This is a genomic window from Pseudobutyrivibrio sp. C4 (assembly GCF_900111635.1).
Classification (GTDB): domain Bacteria; phylum Bacillota; class Clostridia; order Lachnospirales; family Lachnospiraceae; genus Pseudobutyrivibrio; species Pseudobutyrivibrio ruminis.
Genome location: NZ_FOHF01000010.1, coordinates 58,832 through 75,860 on the forward strand (window position 1 = coordinate 58,832; position 17,029 = coordinate 75,860).

The following is a 17,029-nucleotide window of genomic DNA, read 5'->3' on the forward strand; positions in this document are numbered from 1 at the left end:
ATTACTTGCCTATAATCTTTTCAGCTCTATCAAGTGCTGCATCAATGTTTGGCTGGAAGTTCTCAGCTCCTACCGTATTTACGAAGTCAGCCTTTTCCATCATGTGACGTGGCTGCTCATTTACGTGTGAGAATACAACTGTAACTCCCTTTTTCTTTGCTCCCTCAACCAAATCGCGAAGTGCTCTAAGAGCAGTAACGTCGATGGCTGGAACAGAACGCATTCTGATGACAAGCACCTTTGTATAATCCTTTACGTTAATGCTTTCTGCAAGCATATCAGAAACACCAAAGAAAAGTGGTCCTGTGATTTCAAATACTCTGATTTCCTTTTCAACTGGACGTAAGTCATCAACAAACTCTGCATCGTCTGACTGATATGTCCAACCGCTGACATGAGTCTCCTCGCTCATTCTCTTGATGAAGAGGATACATGCAACAATCATACCCCACTCAATAGCAACAACAAGGTCGAATACTACTGTGAGAACGAATGTAAGTACAAGTACGATGATATCTGACTTTGGAGCAAACTTTACAAGTCTTACGAAAGGTCTCCACTGGCACATGTTGTATGCAACCTGGAAAAGGATTGCTGCGATACATGGCATTGGAATGAACTTTGCGTATGGCATAAGTACAACAAGTACGATAAGAAGTGTAACTGAATGAACCATACCTGCTACTGGTGTACGACCGCCGTTTTTGATGTTGGCTGCTGTACGAGCGATAGCTCCTGTTGCTGGAATACCACCGAAAAGAACTGATCCGATGTTACCGATACCCTGACCAATAAGCTCCTGGTTACTTCTGTGCTTGCTATTTACCATTCCGTCTGCAACTACTGCAGAAAGAAGTGACTCGATTGCTGCAAGAATTGCTATCGTAAATGCGTTAGGCATTTCATTTCTAACAACTGCAAGTGAAAAATGTGGAACTGAGATTGTTGGCAAGCCTGCCTTCAAATCTGGGTAAAGAGTTCCAATTGTGTTTACGTTAAGGTGAAGTCCCTGTACCATTGCGATGCTCACGAATACAGCAATGATTGATGCAGGAATTTTTGAGAAGAACTTTGGCCAAATGATAAGCACTGCAAGACATACAACGCCAACAAGTGTTGCCTGCCAGTTGAGTGAATCAATGTTGCTAAAGAATACCTTTAATTTGTCGATTGTTTCGATTGGCTTTTCACCGTGGAAATCTACACCGAAGAAATCCTTGAACTGACCAATTAAAATTGTAACTGCGATACCAGCTGTGAAACCAGTTGTGATTGTGTATGGGATGAATTTGATAAGTGCACCGGCTTTTACCACACCTAAGATAATAAGAATGATACCGGCCATGATAGTTGCAATGATGAGACCATCCATTCCATCAGTTGCAATGATGCCTGCTACGATTGTAGCGAAGGCTGCTGTAGGTCCAGCAATCTGAACTGTACTTCCTCCGAAGAAGGAAATCAAAAATCCAGCAACGATTGCTGTATATAAACCTGGCTCTGGGCCAACACCTGAGGCCAAAGCCAAGGCAATAGAAAGTGGCAATGCGATGATTGCCACAATGATTCCAGATACTAAGTCTTTAAAGAACTGCTCCTTGCTATACTTCTTCATGCAAGTAAACAGCATAGGTTTAAAACTTTCCATTTCTAACTAAACTCCTAATCTTCTTCCTAGCATTTCTGCATTGACAGCAAATTCCATAGCTGTCTCCTTTGTGATTTTGCCTTCACGCACCAATTTGAAAAGGCTAGAATCCATTGATACCATTTCGTCTGTATCACTTGAGTAAATGACACCTTCGATCTGTGGTACCTTGTTTTCTCTGATCATATTTCTGATGGCTGGAGTCACTGTCATGACTTCAAATGCAGGCACAAGTGAACCGTCAACAGCTGGAACAAGCTGCTGAGATACAACCGCCTTTATAACCATAGAAAGCTGTAATGCTATTTGGTGCTGCTGCTCAGATGGGAATACGTCGATAATTCTATCGATTGTGTTTGCTGCTCCAATGGTGTGCAATGTTGACAGAATTAAATGTCCTGTCTCAGCCGCGGTCATTGCAACGGAAATTGTTTCAGCATCACGCATTTCTCCAAGCAAAATAACATCTGGACTCTGTCTAAGTGAGGCACGAAGTGCAGTCACATAGTTCTCTGTATCTAAGTGGATTTCTCTTTGAGACACGATTGATTTGCCGTGTCTGTGAAGGTATTCCACAGGGTCCTCAAGGGTAATAATATGCTTGTTGTAGTTTTTATTAATCTTGTCAACAATACAAGACAAAGTGGTAGACTTACCACTTCCGGCAGGACCTGTTACAAGCACCAAGCCCTTTGACTCATTTGAAAGATTGATTACAGATTCTGGAATGAGTAACTCTTTGTAATCTGGCAGTGTGAATGTGATGACACGGACTACTGCTGCAAAAGTACCTCTTTGCATGAATGCATTAACTCTGAAACGAGAAACATCCTTGATTGCAAATGAGAAATCGTCATCGCCGCCTTCGATGTATTTTGTAATATCTCTGCCTGCAAGCTCATAAATCTGGCGAACCAAATCCTCTGCTTTTGCTGGCATAACTGGACCGTCATCTGGCTCAGCTTTTTCTGTGTAGCCCTGCTCCAATTCTGAACGAGTAAGCACGAGGTCGTTTACTCTGAATGAAACCTCACGGCCTGTAACAATAAATACATCTGAAGCCTTGTATTTTCTAACTGCATCTGTTAAGTAAGTTACAATATTTGTACTCATTTTATCCCCCTCAATCCTCCAATGTTATAACTGGCTGTGTGCTGTCTGCTTCCCAAGATGAAACATTCTGCACCTGCCAGCAAGTAATCTCTTTAGATTCAACCTTTACATTTAACACCTGATTTTCATTAATATCAACTGTAAATTCCTGATCTGCCCAATCTGAATCAGCAATTATCTCGTATGCCTGGTTGGATGCACTGTAGTATTCATCAGTATGATTACGAAGCTTCATACTGAGATTGTAGTTGTTGTGACTGGACGAGATGGCAAGGGCTGCAATTACTGCAAATGCCATGCCAATCAGGATAACAACCATCAGCGATGTACCTATATTTATTATTGTCCTGTTTTCTCTTTTTGTATGCTCCATTGCCACTCCTATTTAAGAGCTTTCTCAACTGCTAAACTATATATTTCTTCATCTGAAATTGTGGAAACTACCACGTGCATTGTCTGGCACATACCCTCTGATTCTGGCTCAATGACAAGGCTTGTGACCTTGTATGTAGCCTCTGAGTCGTCCACTAGATTCCAGTTGTCGTCGTAGTAATCCGTAAATCCGGTATAGTCATCATTACAGAGATACTCCTCTGCTGCATTACTTGCAAGATTTACTGCCTCAGTGATTTCTTTTGCCTCACCACTTTTTGCAAAGCTTCCAGCAAAACACTGAATACAAACTGCCGATACGATAATGAAAAAGAAAATAGCAAACATAAGCTCAGTCATGAAAATTCGAGAGCCGTTATTTCTATTCTTCATTAGACTGGCCCTCCTTTGACTTGATGCCTATTACCACATCCTGCTTTGCACCAAGGGAATCCTCAAGCTGCACATTGATAGTGCCGTTTTCTCCCTGGCTAAAGCTGATGCTGTTAACTTCCATGATTTTATTTCCAAAATCTGCTGTGGCGCCGGCAGTATCCTTTGCCTCTAGCTCCATCAAATATCCATCGTATTCGTAGATGTAAAGATTGAAGCCGCTTCCCTCAGACATTTTGATGCAATCAACACCATCAAATGTATCAAGGGTAACTGCTCCATCAGAATCGTGCTGTCTAACCTCCTCGCGGATGTAAGCGATTGCTGTACGTGCACTTGAGTTGGCTTCATTTGCTAGTACTACTGATCTGTAGGAATTTACAGCCATCAAAAGAACACTCACCGCAGAAAAGGTGAATATCAAAAATAAGACCATTAGAAACATGATGTCTATATTATGTTTTCTAAGTCGTCCCTGTTTCAACGTTAATCCTCCAGATTTATAATCGTAACCTCTGGTCGCATATTCGAACCATAGATAACATAATCAACTCTAAAACGGTCATCATCATAGATGATTCCGTAGTTTTCCTGTAAGTATTCAAAGCTTTCAGGGTATCTGCCTTCAGTGACATAGCACTGGATGATTGCCCTGTCGATGGCATCACTTAAGCTCTGGCGCTGTTCGGTAACTGAGCCAGCTGATGCCTTTGATACTGCAAACAAAAACAGGATAAATATGAGAAGAAACAGCCCTGCAGAAATCATAGTGCTGCCGGCCACGTTCTTCTGTTTGATTTGATGAATGCCGTCTAGGCTTCCAAATCTTGTCTTTGCCATATTAAATCATCCCCGACATAATGTTCAAAAGTGGTAGCATAACTGAAAGTAAAATGATTCCTACAATAACTGAAAGAACAATTACGAGTGTTGGCTCCACTACTGCAATTAAATCGTTAATCTCTTCATCAGCTTCTTCCTGATAGGTTGTTGCAACCTTTTCAAGAACGTTTTCCATATTACCTGTTTTGGCACCAAGGATTGCCATACGTCCGTAGAGACCACCGAAAATACCTGACATAGAAAATGCCTTTCCGATATCCATTGTCTCTGCAAAAGAATCCTTGCACTTTTCAACCTTGTCCTCAAAATCAGGAGCTTCCACGATATTGCCACTGACATCAAGTGCCTGCATAACATCCATACCACTTGAAAGTGTCATAGCCATTGCAGATGCAAAACGGCTTGTTGCTATCTTAGAATGGATTGATTTGAAGCGACGACTCTTGTAAAGAATGTCGTTACGATGATTCTTGCCCCACTCTGTTTTGTTGAGAACAATTACGTAAATAATGATAGCGAGGAGAATCAATAAAAGAATCACACCGTTTGACTTCATAAATGTACCAACAGCAAGGAAACCAGCTGAAAGGCCGTCCATTGTGCCGCCAAGCTGCTTAAATACTCTGTTGAATACTGGCATGATTTCTGTTACAAGGACGATGATGATAACAAGCATCATACAAACCATCATAAGTGGGTATGTAACTGCACTTCTTATTGCATTTGAAATTGCCATCTCTCTTGAATAGTGTGCTGCAAGGTTGATGAGAACTGAATCCATTTTACCTGTAGACTCACCCATCTTTGCCATCTCTACAAAATAGTCTGGGAAAACGCCAACACTTTCAATTGCCTTTGAAAGTGAACCTGTCTCTCCAACTACCTGCTCCATCTCTGTAAGGAGCTCTTTTTCTTCTCCACCCTGGGACTCATCTAGCATCATTGTGATTCCCTGTATTGCTGAAACACCACTGGAAATCATCATTCCCATTTCATCTGAGAATGCATAAAGTTCCTCGGGAGTAAGTTGTTTTCTAATTTTTTCGCTCATAGTTACACCTTTAATATTTATACTTCAGTTGATAGTAAGTAGTGTCATCCAAAGTTTTCTTTACTTGACTGTTGCTTGCATACGAACCTAATGTTGGGTCCATAAGTGTCCAATCAGTTCCATCAAACTGGATGATTTTATCTATCCAGCCTGTCTCCTTCGTATATACGGATATCCATGCGTGATACTCCGTTCCGGCGTATCCGATTTCAAGCCGTGTTGGAATACCCTGGGACCTAAGCATCGCCCCCATAAGGGATGCATAGTCAAAACAGATTCCCGTGTTGGTAGCCAATGTACTGTCTACATTTGGAATGTATCCAGACTGAACTGTCTCGGCCTTGTCATAATCGTACTTAACATTTTTGGTGATGTAATGGTAAACGTTCTGCACCACCTCAATGTCGTTGTTTGCGCTGGCCGCCAGCTCCTGGCCCTTTTTCACCGCTTTGGAATTTGCATTGAAATCCACGTAAGCATTTGGATACAGGAACATACTATATTCATCTTTTAGTGTTACGCTCACTGACTGAGTAAATGCCGCCGCATATTGATCATCATGCAAGTTCTCATAGACACCAATTTTGTAGGTGCCACTGCCTTCGGATAGAGGATAGACATCGTAGTTGCCATCCAAATCCATCAGGTAGTTGTAAGTGTTTCCTGCTGGCGTTTCTATTAGCATTCTAACCTTAGCCGCTGAACCTGTGTATTTCACCATAACGTAGCCTTCGGAGGCGTTGCTTGCATCGATGGATGCGTCCACATTGGAATAAACCTCCACGCCACTTGCCTCAGGTGTAAGCACCCGGATGGTGTTGTCCCTGGAGCCCTTTGATTCCTTCGCCATGGCACCACTTGAACTGCTTTCTGTGGTGGATGAGTCGGAATTAAAAGCTGGCTGTTGATCGCCACAAGCCATAAAGCTAAGAGTAAGAACAATCAGTGAAAGCAAATATTTGTATTTCTTCACTTGCTTCCTCCACTGTTCCTTATTTATTTAAAATTCTAATTAACTCCACTTCACTGTTAAAATCATATTCTTCATCATCTGCAACACTGTAGATTTTGCCCTGCCATGAAGCATTATCTCTGCCTGTCACCATAAGGATGAAGCTATCATTTCCTATCATAGGAAGTAAATCCATAGTTTCAAAAAGCTTTTCTTTTGGATCGATATCTACAATCTTGAGAGTAGGATATGTCTTTTTGAAAGCTCTATATCTAAATTTTTGTGCTGGGAACTCAACAGTATCCAGAAAGCTATTAATGATATTGAAGAAATCATCAACATCTGCGTACTTGTATGGCTCCTTGTCGTAGCAGTTGTATAGATTGCCACTGAAGCTGTCCTTGCTTTCTATGGTGATACCAACACAATTGTGCATTCTTTTCATTCTATCAGAGATGTTCATAGCTATTCCCCTTTAACCATATCCTGAAGCTCTGCTGTGTCTGAATCTGTTCCAGCACTTGCAAGATTAACTGGTGCAAGATGATACTGGATGTAGCGCTTTCTAGATTCCTTGCTAAGGTTTTCGTTGATTCTGGCCTGAACCAAAACGCAGTCCTCCTGAGTGATATCTAAAAGTAAAACTACAAACTGATTGTTACTATATCTGGCGTACATATCGCCACCTCTTGCTGATGTACGGATTGCTTCTGAAAGCTCCTCAGCAAGATTTTCTAATCTGTCGGAATCGTTAAGACCAAAGCCCTTGCCATCTGTGATGGTGCAAAGCATAAGCCATGCTGCCTGGCCTGAACGTCTGATGACACGCTTGATGTATCTGTATGTCTCAACGAAAGTAGGGTATGTGCAGTTGAATGCACCCTGTATTTCTTCCTTAGATGTATCGAGGTTTCTCTTAACCTCGCTAATCATATCTGTATTGTTCTTAATCTGTGCGCCTAGTCTATCAAGCTGGTCGTTCATAGCTGATGCAACGGAAACACCAAGCTCCTCAAACATGAGAGTCTCAGTATCCTCGTATAACTTTAATGCATCCTTTGTGTTACCAACCTCGATGAGGGCACGCATTTCGTATGTCTGCCATCCATCGTAAGGATAGATATCGTTAGCCTTATGGCTAAGCTCATACATTTTCTTGTATTCTTTTTGTAATTCGTATATTTCTAAAAGCTGCTTTAAGCAACGGTCAAAAAGCTTTTTAAGCCTTACCTGAGTAGTTACAACCCACTCGTAGCCACTAAGTGTAGCAAGGAAATCTCCATTATAAAGAGCACAAGCCTCCTCAAGAAGCTTCTGCTGTTCCTTTGCATCCTCTGCACCCAGGGCATTCTTTGCAAGCTCTTCGAATTTGACTGCGTCGCACTCGATAGTCACAAATGGATTGATAGAATATGTTCCACGCTTGATGTAAACATAGTCTTCATCTGGAATATCAAGGGCAGCCAGGGATTTTCTTAATCTAAATACAATAGCTCTAAGGCTATTAGATTCATCAGCAATCTCTTCATTATGGAAAAGATTGTAAATAACCTGATCTCTAGCAATACCGTTTGTGTAATAAACCAGCATCTGGAAAAGCTGATTTACCTTAGTTGTGTTATTACGTTCTAGTACAATAGGTACATCATTACATGTGATGTCTAACTTACCTAAAAAATCTGCTTTAATAAGAATTTTTGAATCGTACATAGTTCTCCCTTTTTAGCTAATCCATTTCATTACAAATAAAAGTATAAAATAACAAAATGTTATTGTAAATAACCAAATAGCCTGCAGCTTTCTGCAGGCTATAACAGCTATTCAACTTTTTCTTTGACATTGAATTGGTTCATGGCTCCATCCAAATTATCTTCTAAAAACAACTCTAACGCTCCAATCACCTTGTCCATAGAGGCGTCTACACGCTCTCGGTCCTCAGCGTCATAGTGACCGAGCACATGGCTAACCATGTCACCATTTTCACACTCTCCAACTCCCACACGAATTCGAGGGAACACATTCGAACCGGTATGTGCAATTATGTTTTTCAGCCCGTTGTGGCCACCAGCACTTCCCTTTTTTCTAACTCTGATGTTGCCTGTAGAAAGTGATACATCATCAGAGATAACCAAAAGCTCTGTTTCTGGGTCCACTTCGTAATAATCGCACATCTCGCGAACGCATTCTCCGCTAAGGTTCATATATGTCTGAGGCTTTACCAACATAACCTTGTGGCCATTTATAACGCCCTTTCCTACAATGCCTTTGTGCTCCTTGTGAGAGACTTCTATCCCAAACTTTTTTGAGATGGCGTCGATGGCTTCAAATCCAACATTATGCCTTGTTCCTTCATATTTCCTTTCAGGATTGCCTAGACCAACAATTAAAAACATAAATCTTACTCTGGGAACTCTTCCTTATACTTATTAAGGATCATTGTCTGCATCTGCTCTCTTGTTGTTGAGCGAATAGGATGAGCAATATCCTTGTAGCCGCCTTCTGAACCACGTCTAGATGGCATAGCGATGAAAAGTCCCTTATCTCCTTCAATAATCTTGATGTCGTGAATAACAAACTCTTCGTCAATTGTTACTGAAACAACTGCCTTCATCTTACCTTCTTTTTCGATTTTACGGATTCTAATGTCTGTGATTTGCATTGTTATACCTCCCCAACTGGCATATCGTATCTGTTTTTGTTTCCGGTAACTATGCGGACTCCGTTTTCCCCAATATATGTGGATCCGCTGAGCAATGTCTCATGGCTTTCAACAATGCAATTCTCTACGTGCACGTTGTCCCCTATGTATGCTCCATTTAAAATGACACAATTCTTAACAACTGAATTGTTGCCAACAAAGGCCTTTTTAAATAGTACAGAATTCTCAACCGTACTGTTAATGATACATCCTCCTGCAACCAATGAATTCGTAACCTTTGAACCTGTGTTGTATTTAGCAGGTGGTAGGTCGTGTGTCTTTGAGAAAACTCCTGGTTCAGTATGGAAGAAGTTATCTCTGACATCCTTTCTAAGGAAATCCATGTTTGCTTTGAAGTAGCTATCTACGTCTGCAAGATTTGCCCAATAACCTTCCATTCTGTAGCCGTAGATTCTCTTCATGTTTTTGTATCTGATGAGAATATCTGTTACAAAATTGTACCTGCCCTCTCTATTGCACTCCTCAAGCAAATCGATGAGAGCTCTTCTTCTGATGACATAGACACCAGCTGAAACAATATCAGAAGTAGCAACCATTGGCTTCTCTTCGAACTCTGTAATTCTGCCGTCTCTATCCATCTCTACAACACCGTAGCGGTTGATGTCGTCACCCTCTGGCAACTTTGCGCACACTACTGTGATGTCTGCCTGTTTCTTGATGTGGTAATCAAGTACCTTATTGAAATCAAGCTTGTAAACACAATCACCACTTGCAATGATAACATATGGCTCATGTCTTTTCTTTAAGAAATCAATATTTTGCCAAATGGCATCGGCTGTACCTCTGTACCACCAACTATTGTTTGTTGTAACTGTTGGTGTAAATAGGAAGAGACCTCCCTGCTTTCTACCAAAGTTCCACCACTTTGCTGAATTAAGATGCTCGTTCAATGAACGTGCGTTGTACTGCGACAGCACAGCAACTGTCTGGATGTGTGAATTTGTCATGTTTGAAAGGACAAAATCAATACATCTATAGCTTCCACCTACTGGCATCGCTGCGATAGCGCGCTTCTCAGTAAGCTCATGCATTCTACTGCTGTTTCCACCTGCTAGAATAATACCTAATGCTTTCATACTCGATCACCTGCCTTGATAATATAGCCGCCACTAGCCAACTGTCCGTCAGGATAATCTGCTTCGCTAGTCTCGCCCTTGATAGCTGTGTTTTTACCTATAGTAACGTTTGCTGGAACAACTGAGTTCTCACCGATAACTGCCAATCCAAATGAATAGATGCTGGCGTTAAGCTTGCTCTCAGCCTCGGCTCCCTGTCCGATTTTTGTTCCTTCGCCTATGACTGTATTTTCGGCGATAATCGATTTATCTACTACACAGTTCTTTCCAATAACTGCGCCTTCCATAATAATTGAATCGCGAACCACCGCACCTTCATCAATTACTACACCTGCGCCTAGAACTGAGTTGTACACCTCTCCATAAATCTGAGCACCTGCTCCAATTATTGCTTTTTCAACTACTGCAGTAGATGCAACAAACTGTGGCTCAATGATATTTTGATTAGTGTAAATCTTCCAGAACTCTTCATATAAGTTAAACTCTGGAATCAAATCAATAAGCTCCATATTGGCTTCCCAATATGATCCAAGTGTTCCTACATCCTTCCAATAGCTGTTGAACTCGTAGGCATACATTGGAGCTCCCTTTTCGTGAAGGTATGGTAAAACGTGTTTACCGAAATCGCAATTGCTCTGATTCTTGAGAGCAAGGAGTGATTCCTTTAATGCCTTCCAACTAAATATATAGATACCCATTGAAGCAAGGTTGCTTCTTGGATGCTCTGGCTTTTCTTCGAATTCGCTGATACGTTTTTCATCATCAGCAATAACAACTCCAAATCGAGATGCTTCTTCGATTGGTACTGGAATTACTGCGATTGTAACATCAGCACCTTTTGCCTTATGAAAATCTAACATGGCTTCATAATCCATCTTGTAGATGTGATCTCCTGAGAGAATCAATACATACTCTGGATTATAGTTCTCCATGTACTTAAGGTTTTGGAAAATGGCGTTGGCTGTGCCTGAATACCACTCACTTGTGTCGCTCTTCTCATAAGGAGGAAGAACGGTCACACCACCATTATTCCTGTCCAAGTCCCAAGGAATACCGATTCCTATGTGTGAATTAAGTACTAATGGCTGGTACTGAGTAAGTACGCCAACGGTATCAATTCCCGAATTGATACAATTTGACAGAGGGAAATCGATTATTCGATATTTACCTCCGAAAGAAACTGCTGGCTTCGCTACATCTGAAGTTAGAACCCCCAGTCTGCTTCCCTGCCCGCCAGCGAGAAGCATGGCAATCATTTCTTTTCTAATCATCCTATCATCTGCCTTTCTCATGGTGTCAGTTAAGGATGTGCATAACGCACTCCCCGTTGTGAATTGTAATTAAATTCACAATCTTGTACATTTAGTATAACAAAGTGAATATTTTGGTGCAATAATATTCATAATTTTTTACTATAACATCGTTAATAGTTAGACAATTCCCCGTAAATTTTACTAATTCATATAATGTACCTTGAAACTCAAGGTTTTTAGGTTTAAATTATTGAGGGTATAATAATATATAAAGAAGGAAATTTTTCATGTACAAAATTGATTTTAATAACAAGATACACGTGCACTTTATTGGAATCGGTGGAATAAGCATGAGCGGCCTTGCTGAGATATTGCTTGGCGCTGGCTTTACTATCTCTGGTTCTGATAGAGAAGAAAGTGATCTCACAGCTCATTTAGCATCACTTGGAGCAAAGGTTAGTTATCCACAGGCAGCTGAAAATATCACATCAGATATCGACCTTATTGTTTATACTGCTGCAATCCGTGAGGATAACCCTGAGTTTGCTGCTGCAAAAGCTTCTGGCAAGCCAATGCTTACAAGAGCTGAGCTCCTCGGTGAGATTATGGAGAACTACGGTCGTTCAATTGCCGTTGCAGGAACTCACGGCAAGACAACAACCACATCAATGGTTAGCCAGATTCTCCTTGAGACTGCAGACGACCCTACTATTTCTGTAGGCGGTATCTTGGATGCTATTGGAAGCAATGTTCATGTTGGTGACAGCGATGTATTTATTACAGAAGCTTGTGAGTACACAAACAGCTACCATTCATTCTTCCCTAAATACAACATTATTCTTAATGTAGAAGCAGATCACCTTGATTTCTTCAAAAATCTTGAGAACTATCGTGCTTCATTTAAGAAGTTTGCCGGCAACACATCAGACGACGGTATTCTTATTATTAATAATGAGATTGATGACGTTGAGTATTTCACTGAGGGATTAAAGTGTCAGGTTATCACCTATTCTCTTAAGGAAGGCGCTGATATTTATCCTACAGACATTACATATAATGAAAAGGGCTTTGCAAGCTTTACTCCTGTATTCAACGGAAAGGCTATGGAAAGAGTTTCATTAAATGTTCCTGGCGACCACAACATCAGCAATTCACTTGCTGCTATCGCACTTGCTACTGAGATAGGCATTTCATTTGACCATATCAAGGCAGGACTTGCAAAGTTCGGCGGCGCTCACAGACGTTTCGAGCTTAAGGGACATTTCAATGGCGCAACTGTAATTGATGACTACGCTCATCACCCAACAGAAATCGCTGCCAGCCTTGCAGCTGCTGCAAACTATCCACACAACAGAGTGGTTGTTTGCTTCCAGCCACACACATACACTCGTACACTTAGCTTCCTTGACGATTTCGCTAAGGCTCTTTCAGCAGCAGATGTTGTAGTTCTTGCAGACATCTATGCAGCTAGAGAACCAGACATCTACGGTGTTAGCTCAAAGGACATTGCTGATAGAATCGAAAAGCTAGGAACCGAAGTTCATTATTTGGGTTCTTTTGACCAGTGTGAAAAATTTTTAGAAAAAAATATTGTAAACAACGACTTGTTGATAACTATGGGCGCAGGAAATGTGTATTTAGTAGGCGAGCATCTACTTCAGAAATAGTTATCCACATTATCCACATTTTTGAACGGATTTATCCCCCTCGAAAATGTGGATTTTTTTATGCCCTATTTTCAATGGGTCATAATAGTTATCCACATTATCCACAGAAGCCACAAACCCTTTATTTACAAGGGTTTGCGGGGTCTCGCCTCTTTTCTTTTCAGAATTACTTTGATATAATTCGGTTCATTAAGAGGGAGAGGATTTGAATATGGCTGACATCATGCTACATACCAGCACTAACACTGGTTTTACTTGCATTTCTAATACTTTTATTGACGATTACATGAAAGATGCCAATGGAGAGTACGTAAAGATTTACCTTTATCTGCTTCGTTGTCTTAATCGAGAGGATTTTGATTTTTCCATCTCGCAGTTGGCGGACTGCTTAGACCACACAGAAAAAGATGTAATGCGTGCATTTACTTATTGGGAGAAAGTAGGCTTGCTTCGTCTTGAGTACTCTGCAGATAATGAGCTTTCAGGAATCTGTCTAGTGGATGTGAATGATATGCACTCATTCACATCAGTAAACTACACTGCACCTACCACTGCGGCTCCAGCTTCTGTCGCTGCTGCCACAGGCGCACCTGCAGTTTCAGATAAGGCTATTAACAACACTGTACCATTCAGACCAAGCTACAGCTCAGACCAGCTTGATGCTTTCAAGGAGAACGACGAGGTTAGCGATCTTATTTTCGCTACACAGACTTACTTCAAGAGACCACTTTCTGTAACAGATATGAACACACTATTATTCTGGTACGATAGTCTCCACATGTCTGTTGATTTGATTCAGTATCTCATTGAGACTAGCATCGACGAAGGTCACAGCAGCATCCACTACATGGACACTGTTGCTCGTAACTGGGCTGACGATGGAATCACTACAGTAGCTGAAGCAATTAAATCCAGCAGTGCACACACAAACGCAGCTTACACAATCAAGCGTGCACTTGGCATCGGAAATCGCGATTTAGTTGATTCAGAGTTAAACTACATCGACAAATGGGTTAACGTTTACGGCTTCTCACTTGATATCATCACAGAAGCATGTGAGCGCACCATCACACAGACTAATAAACCAAGCTTTAAATACGCAGATACAATCATTACTAGCTGGCACAATTCAGGGGTAAAGTCTCTTGATGACATTGCTAAGCTTGATTCGGAATTTACAAAGGCATCTGTTGCTAAGCTTTCTTCTGCAAACCGTGCAAAGGCAGCTCAGGCAAACAGCGCCACAGCGGCTCGTGCAAAGGCCAACAACAAGTTCCACAATTTCTCGCAGAGAGATTATGATTTTGAAGCACTTGAAAAGAAGCTTCTTGGGCACTAAAGGGAGGTTAATTTATGGCATTATCTAATGAGCAGTATGACGCACTTATGCGCGAATACAATCACAAGCAGTCACGTAACAACCAGATTGTTTCTTACCGCACAAACGAGTTATACTCTGCTATTCCAGCCCTTTCAGAGCTAGATGACGAAGTATCAAAGGTTTCAGTTTCTTCTATCACTGCTATCTTTGAAGGTAAAAGTATTTCTGAAGCTTCCGCTGACTCTAAGCGCAAGCTTTCTCAGCTCAAGGAACGTCGTATGCAGCTTATTAAATCTGCTGGTTTTCCTGTGGATTATCTTGAGCCACCATACGATTGTCCTGATTGCAAAGACACTGGCTATATCAATGGAAAACGCTGTCATTGCTTCAAGCAGGCAGCTATTAACATTGTCTACAGACAGTCTAATATCAGCAACATTCTTGCCAAGGAAAACTTCAATGCATTTGATCTAAATGTATACGATGAGGATTATTATGAGGATAATTCTGACATAGATGCTCGTTCAAATGCTAAAATAGCGCTAGAAAGAGCGAAAAACTTTGTGCAGAATTTTAGGGAAAAAGGTGGTAATCTCTTGTTGCTTGGACAGACAGGGTGTGGAAAAACCTTTCTTTCCAACTGTATCGCAAAAGCTCTTTTAGACGAAGGCATATCTGTTATTTACTTCACAGCGTCAGAGCTTTTCAGAGTTTTTGAAGAACAGACTTTCAAGAAGAACGCAAACGTAGCGGATCTTCATGATCAAATATTCGATTGTGACTTATTAATCATCGATGATTTAGGCACAGAGTTTCAGAATTCTTTCACTACAGCACGCCTATTTCAATGCTTAAATGAAAGATTACTTCGTAGTAAATCAACTATAATTTCAACTAATTTTTCTCTTGAAGATTTAAGAGACACCTACAGCGAACGTATTACTTCGCGAGTATTCTCTAACTATGAGACTATCAAGCTCATTGGAAATGATATTCGCATCAAAAAAGTAATATCAAAATAATTAATTTAATATTAGCAAGGAGCAAAACATGCCAAACAATGAAATCGTGTTGGAAAACACACCACCTATGGCAGAGCTAGGAATTATTCCTCACAAGAGCTGTACAGCCATCGCAGAACGCGTTAACGACTATCTTCTTCAGTGGAGACAGGAGCGCAAGAGTGATCAGTCAATCATTACTCTCGCAGGTTACCGCAGCGATTCTTACATCGTAAAGGCTGATTGCCCACGTTTCGGTTCAGGCGAAGCAAAGGGTATCATCAACCAGTCAGTTAGAGGACTTGATTTATACATCCTCGTAGATGTTACAAACTACAGCCTTACATACAGCGTTTGTGGTCACGAGAACCACATGAGTCCAGACGACATCTTCTGTGACTTAAAGCGTATCATCGCAGCAGCAATGGGAAAAGCTAAGCGTATCACAGTTATCATCCCATTCCTTTATGAAGGCAGACAGCACCGCAGAAGTGCTCGTGAATCTCTTGACTGTGCTATGGCACTTCAGGAACTTGTAAACATGGGTGTAGACAACATCATCACATTTGATGCTCACGACCCACGTGTACAGAATGCTATTCCACTTCACAGCTTTGAGACAGTTTCTCCTACATACCAGTTCCTTAAGGCTATCCTCAAGAACTGCAAGGACCTTACTCTCGACAATGATCACCTTATGATCATCTCTCCAGATGAAGGTGGTACAAAGAGAGCCGTATACATGGCTTCTGTCCTTGGCGTAAATGTTGGTATGTTTTACAAGCGTCGTGATTACAGCCGCATCGTAGACGGACGTAATCCTATCGTAGCACATGAATTCCTTGGAAATGACGTAGCTGGCAAGGACGTTATCATCGTAGATGACATGATTTCTTCTGGCGAGTCAATGATAGACGTAGCTACAGAGCTCAAGAAGCGCAACGCAAAGCGTATCTTCGTAGTAGCTACATTCGGACTCTTCACAAACGGAATGGAGAAGTTCGACAAGGCCGTAGCTGACGGCATCATCTACAAGGTTGTTACAACAAACCTTACATACCTTACAGATGAAGTCCTCAACAAGGACTACTTCATCAAGTGCGACATGTCAAAGTACATCGCATACATCATCGATACCCTCAACCACGAGTGCTCAATCTCAGAGCTCCTCAACCCATACGGACGTATCGAAAAGCTCATCACAAAGTACAAAAACGGCGAATACTAAGCCGCACCCTTCTGGGCCCCTCTATTATGAGGGGCTCTTTTTATTGCCCGCACTCAGCCCCGCCGGTGGATTGGGGCTGGGCTACACCTGCAATGGATAACTTAATATCCGCCCCATCTAGGTGGGACAGGCTTGGTATCTTATTTACTTGCATCGTCTGCGGATTATGTTTTTCTAAGCATCACGTGTCGCATTTTTGATGGTGCGTGTTCTTTAAATTCTTTGCACTTCTAACGCCGCTGTTGGTAGAGTGGGCAGACACACATTATTTATAAGTATTAATCTCCACAGCAAGCTTAGGAATAATTGCCGCGACATTTGTAGTGAGCCTAGAAAATTTGAAAGGGGTATTTTGCGATGAATAGGCGTGAGGCGCCATGGACGGCGCCGAG

18 protein-coding genes are annotated in these 17,029 nt (G+C 41.4%); 4 read left to right on the forward strand and 14 right to left on the reverse strand.

Annotation, left to right across the window (positions count from 1 at the left end; all coding sequences use genetic code 11):
- Position 1 precedes the first annotated feature (1 nt).
- The 14 genes from BMY66_RS12920 to BMY66_RS12985 all read right to left on the reverse strand — a co-directional run bounded on the left by BMY66_RS12920 (position 2) and on the right by BMY66_RS12985 (position 11,438).
- On the reverse strand, positions 2 to 1,648 hold the full coding sequence (locus BMY66_RS12920; RefSeq protein WP_090395426.1) for a SulP family inorganic anion transporter: 1,647 nt from the start codon (positions 1,646 to 1,648) through the stop codon (positions 2 to 4).
- A 6-nt stretch (positions 1,649 to 1,654) separates the two neighbouring features.
- A complete protein-coding gene (locus BMY66_RS12925) occupies positions 1,655 to 2,761 on the reverse strand; it encodes a type IV pilus twitching motility protein PilT (protein WP_044938996.1) in 1,107 nt (368 codons plus the stop codon).
- Positions 2,762 to 2,771: 10 nt separating this feature from the next.
- Positions 2,772 to 3,134, reverse strand: a complete 363-nt coding sequence (locus BMY66_RS12930) for a hypothetical protein (RefSeq protein WP_044939000.1) — start codon at positions 3,132 to 3,134, stop codon at positions 2,772 to 2,774.
- Positions 3,135 to 3,142: 8 nt separating this feature from the next.
- Positions 3,143 to 3,526 (reverse strand): hypothetical protein, encoded by a 384-nt coding sequence (locus tag BMY66_RS12935; protein ID WP_044939002.1) that lies wholly within the window; start codon positions 3,524 to 3,526, stop codon positions 3,143 to 3,145.
- The gene (locus BMY66_RS12940; protein ID WP_090395427.1) at positions 3,516 to 4,010 is read right to left on the reverse strand and encodes a DUF4860 domain-containing protein; all 495 of its coding nucleotides are present in this window, start codon (positions 4,008 to 4,010) and stop codon (positions 3,516 to 3,518) included. Before BMY66_RS12940 ends, BMY66_RS12935 begins: the two co-directional genes overlap by 11 nt.
- A 2-nt stretch (positions 4,011 to 4,012) precedes the next feature.
- A complete protein-coding gene (locus BMY66_RS12945; protein ID WP_081822054.1) occupies positions 4,013 to 4,366 on the reverse strand; it encodes a hypothetical protein in 354 nt (117 codons plus the stop codon).
- A gap of 1 nt (position 4,367) precedes the next feature.
- Entirely contained in the window at positions 4,368 to 5,420 is a 1,053-nt protein-coding gene (locus tag BMY66_RS12950; RefSeq protein ID WP_033152285.1) for a type II secretion system F family protein, read from the reverse strand.
- Positions 5,421 to 5,430: 10 nt separating this feature from the next.
- Complete coding sequence (locus BMY66_RS12955) at positions 5,431 to 6,393, reverse strand: transglutaminase-like domain-containing protein (RefSeq protein ID WP_242942721.1); 963 nt, start codon at positions 6,391 to 6,393, stop codon at positions 5,431 to 5,433.
- 19 nt (positions 6,394 to 6,412) lie between these two features.
- Positions 6,413 to 6,835 (reverse strand): hypothetical protein, encoded by a 423-nt coding sequence (locus BMY66_RS12960; RefSeq protein WP_090395428.1) that lies wholly within the window; start codon positions 6,833 to 6,835, stop codon positions 6,413 to 6,415.
- Positions 6,836 to 6,837: 2 nt separating this feature from the next.
- Entirely contained in the window at positions 6,838 to 8,082 is a 1,245-nt protein-coding gene (locus BMY66_RS12965; RefSeq protein ID WP_044939011.1) for a BTAD domain-containing putative transcriptional regulator, read from the reverse strand.
- Between the two features lie 107 nt (positions 8,083 to 8,189).
- A complete protein-coding gene (pth, locus tag BMY66_RS12970) occupies positions 8,190 to 8,765 on the reverse strand; it encodes an aminoacyl-tRNA hydrolase (protein WP_033152292.1) in 576 nt (191 codons plus the stop codon).
- A 5-nt stretch (positions 8,766 to 8,770) separates the two neighbouring features.
- On the reverse strand, positions 8,771 to 9,031 hold the full coding sequence (gene spoVG, locus BMY66_RS12975) for a septation regulator SpoVG (protein WP_028235339.1): 261 nt from the start codon (positions 9,029 to 9,031) through the stop codon (positions 8,771 to 8,773).
- Positions 9,032 to 9,033: 2 nt separating this feature from the next.
- Positions 9,034 to 10,167, reverse strand: a complete 1,134-nt coding sequence (gene glgD / locus BMY66_RS12980; protein ID WP_044939015.1) for a glucose-1-phosphate adenylyltransferase subunit GlgD — start codon at positions 10,165 to 10,167, stop codon at positions 9,034 to 9,036.
- The gene (locus BMY66_RS12985) at positions 10,164 to 11,438 is read right to left on the reverse strand and encodes a glucose-1-phosphate adenylyltransferase (protein ID WP_044939391.1); all 1,275 of its coding nucleotides are present in this window, start codon (positions 11,436 to 11,438) and stop codon (positions 10,164 to 10,166) included. Before BMY66_RS12985 ends, glgD begins: the two co-directional genes overlap by 4 nt.
- 269 nt (positions 11,439 to 11,707) lie before the next feature.
- Here BMY66_RS12985 and murC point away from each other — a divergent pair, with 269 nt between their 5' ends.
- The 4 genes from murC (at position 11,708) to BMY66_RS13005 (ending at position 16,637) form a co-directional block, all read left to right on the forward strand.
- Complete coding sequence (gene murC / locus BMY66_RS12990; RefSeq protein ID WP_090395429.1) at positions 11,708 to 13,087, forward strand: UDP-N-acetylmuramate--L-alanine ligase; 1,380 nt, start codon at positions 11,708 to 11,710, stop codon at positions 13,085 to 13,087.
- A gap of 211 nt (positions 13,088 to 13,298) precedes the next feature.
- Positions 13,299 to 14,426, forward strand: coding sequence for a DnaD domain protein (locus tag BMY66_RS12995; RefSeq protein WP_090395430.1), 1,128 nt, complete (start codon positions 13,299 to 13,301; stop codon positions 14,424 to 14,426).
- 14 nt (positions 14,427 to 14,440) lie between these two features.
- Positions 14,441 to 15,430 carry an ATP-binding protein gene (locus tag BMY66_RS13000; protein WP_044939024.1) on the forward strand — a complete coding sequence of 330 codons (990 nt, stop codon included), beginning with the start codon at positions 14,441 to 14,443 and terminating at the stop codon, positions 15,428 to 15,430.
- A gap of 28 nt (positions 15,431 to 15,458) precedes the next feature.
- On the forward strand, positions 15,459 to 16,637 hold the full coding sequence (locus BMY66_RS13005) for a ribose-phosphate pyrophosphokinase (protein WP_044939028.1): 1,179 nt from the start codon (positions 15,459 to 15,461) through the stop codon (positions 16,635 to 16,637).
- Positions 16,638 to 17,029: the final 392 nt, after the last annotated feature.

Coding starts and splice junctions, on each gene's coding strand:
- BMY66_RS12920 (WP_090395426.1), bottom strand. CDS start 1,648: ATGGAAAGTTTTAAACCTATGCTGTTTACTTGCATGAAGAAGTATAGC.
- BMY66_RS12925 (WP_044938996.1), bottom strand. CDS start 2,761: ATGAGTACAAATATTGTAACTTACTTAACAGATGCAGTTAGAAAATAC.
- BMY66_RS12930 (WP_044939000.1), bottom strand. CDS start 3,134: ATGGAGCATACAAAAAGAGAAAACAGGACAATAATAAATATAGGTACA.
- BMY66_RS12935 (WP_044939002.1), bottom strand. CDS start 3,526: ATGAAGAATAGAAATAACGGCTCTCGAATTTTCATGACTGAGCTTATG.
- BMY66_RS12945 (WP_081822054.1), bottom strand. CDS start 4,366: ATGGCAAAGACAAGATTTGGAAGCCTAGACGGCATTCATCAAATCAAA.
- BMY66_RS12950 (WP_033152285.1), bottom strand. CDS start 5,420: ATGAGCGAAAAAATTAGAAAACAACTTACTCCCGAGGAACTTTATGCA.
- BMY66_RS12960 (WP_090395428.1), bottom strand. CDS start 6,835: ATGAACATCTCTGATAGAATGAAAAGAATGCACAATTGTGTTGGTATC.
- BMY66_RS12965 (WP_044939011.1), bottom strand. CDS start 8,082: ATGTACGATTCAAAAATTCTTATTAAAGCAGATTTTTTAGGTAAGTTA.
- pth (WP_033152292.1), bottom strand. CDS start 8,765: ATGTTTTTAATTGTTGGTCTAGGCAATCCTGAAAGGAAATATGAAGGA.
- spoVG (WP_028235339.1), bottom strand. CDS start 9,031: ATGCAAATCACAGACATTAGAATCCGTAAAATCGAAAAAGAAGGTAAG.
- glgD (WP_044939015.1), bottom strand. CDS start 10,167: ATGAAAGCATTAGGTATTATTCTAGCAGGTGGAAACAGCAGTAGAATG.
- BMY66_RS12985 (WP_044939391.1), bottom strand. CDS start 11,438: ATGATTAGAAAAGAAATGATTGCCATGCTTCTCGCTGGCGGGCAGGGA.
- murC (WP_090395429.1), top strand. CDS start 11,708: ATGTACAAAATTGATTTTAATAACAAGATACACGTGCACTTTATTGGA.
- BMY66_RS12995 (WP_090395430.1), top strand. CDS start 13,299: ATGGCTGACATCATGCTACATACCAGCACTAACACTGGTTTTACTTGC.
- BMY66_RS13000 (WP_044939024.1), top strand. CDS start 14,441: ATGGCATTATCTAATGAGCAGTATGACGCACTTATGCGCGAATACAAT.
- BMY66_RS13005 (WP_044939028.1), top strand. CDS start 15,459: ATGCCAAACAATGAAATCGTGTTGGAAAACACACCACCTATGGCAGAG.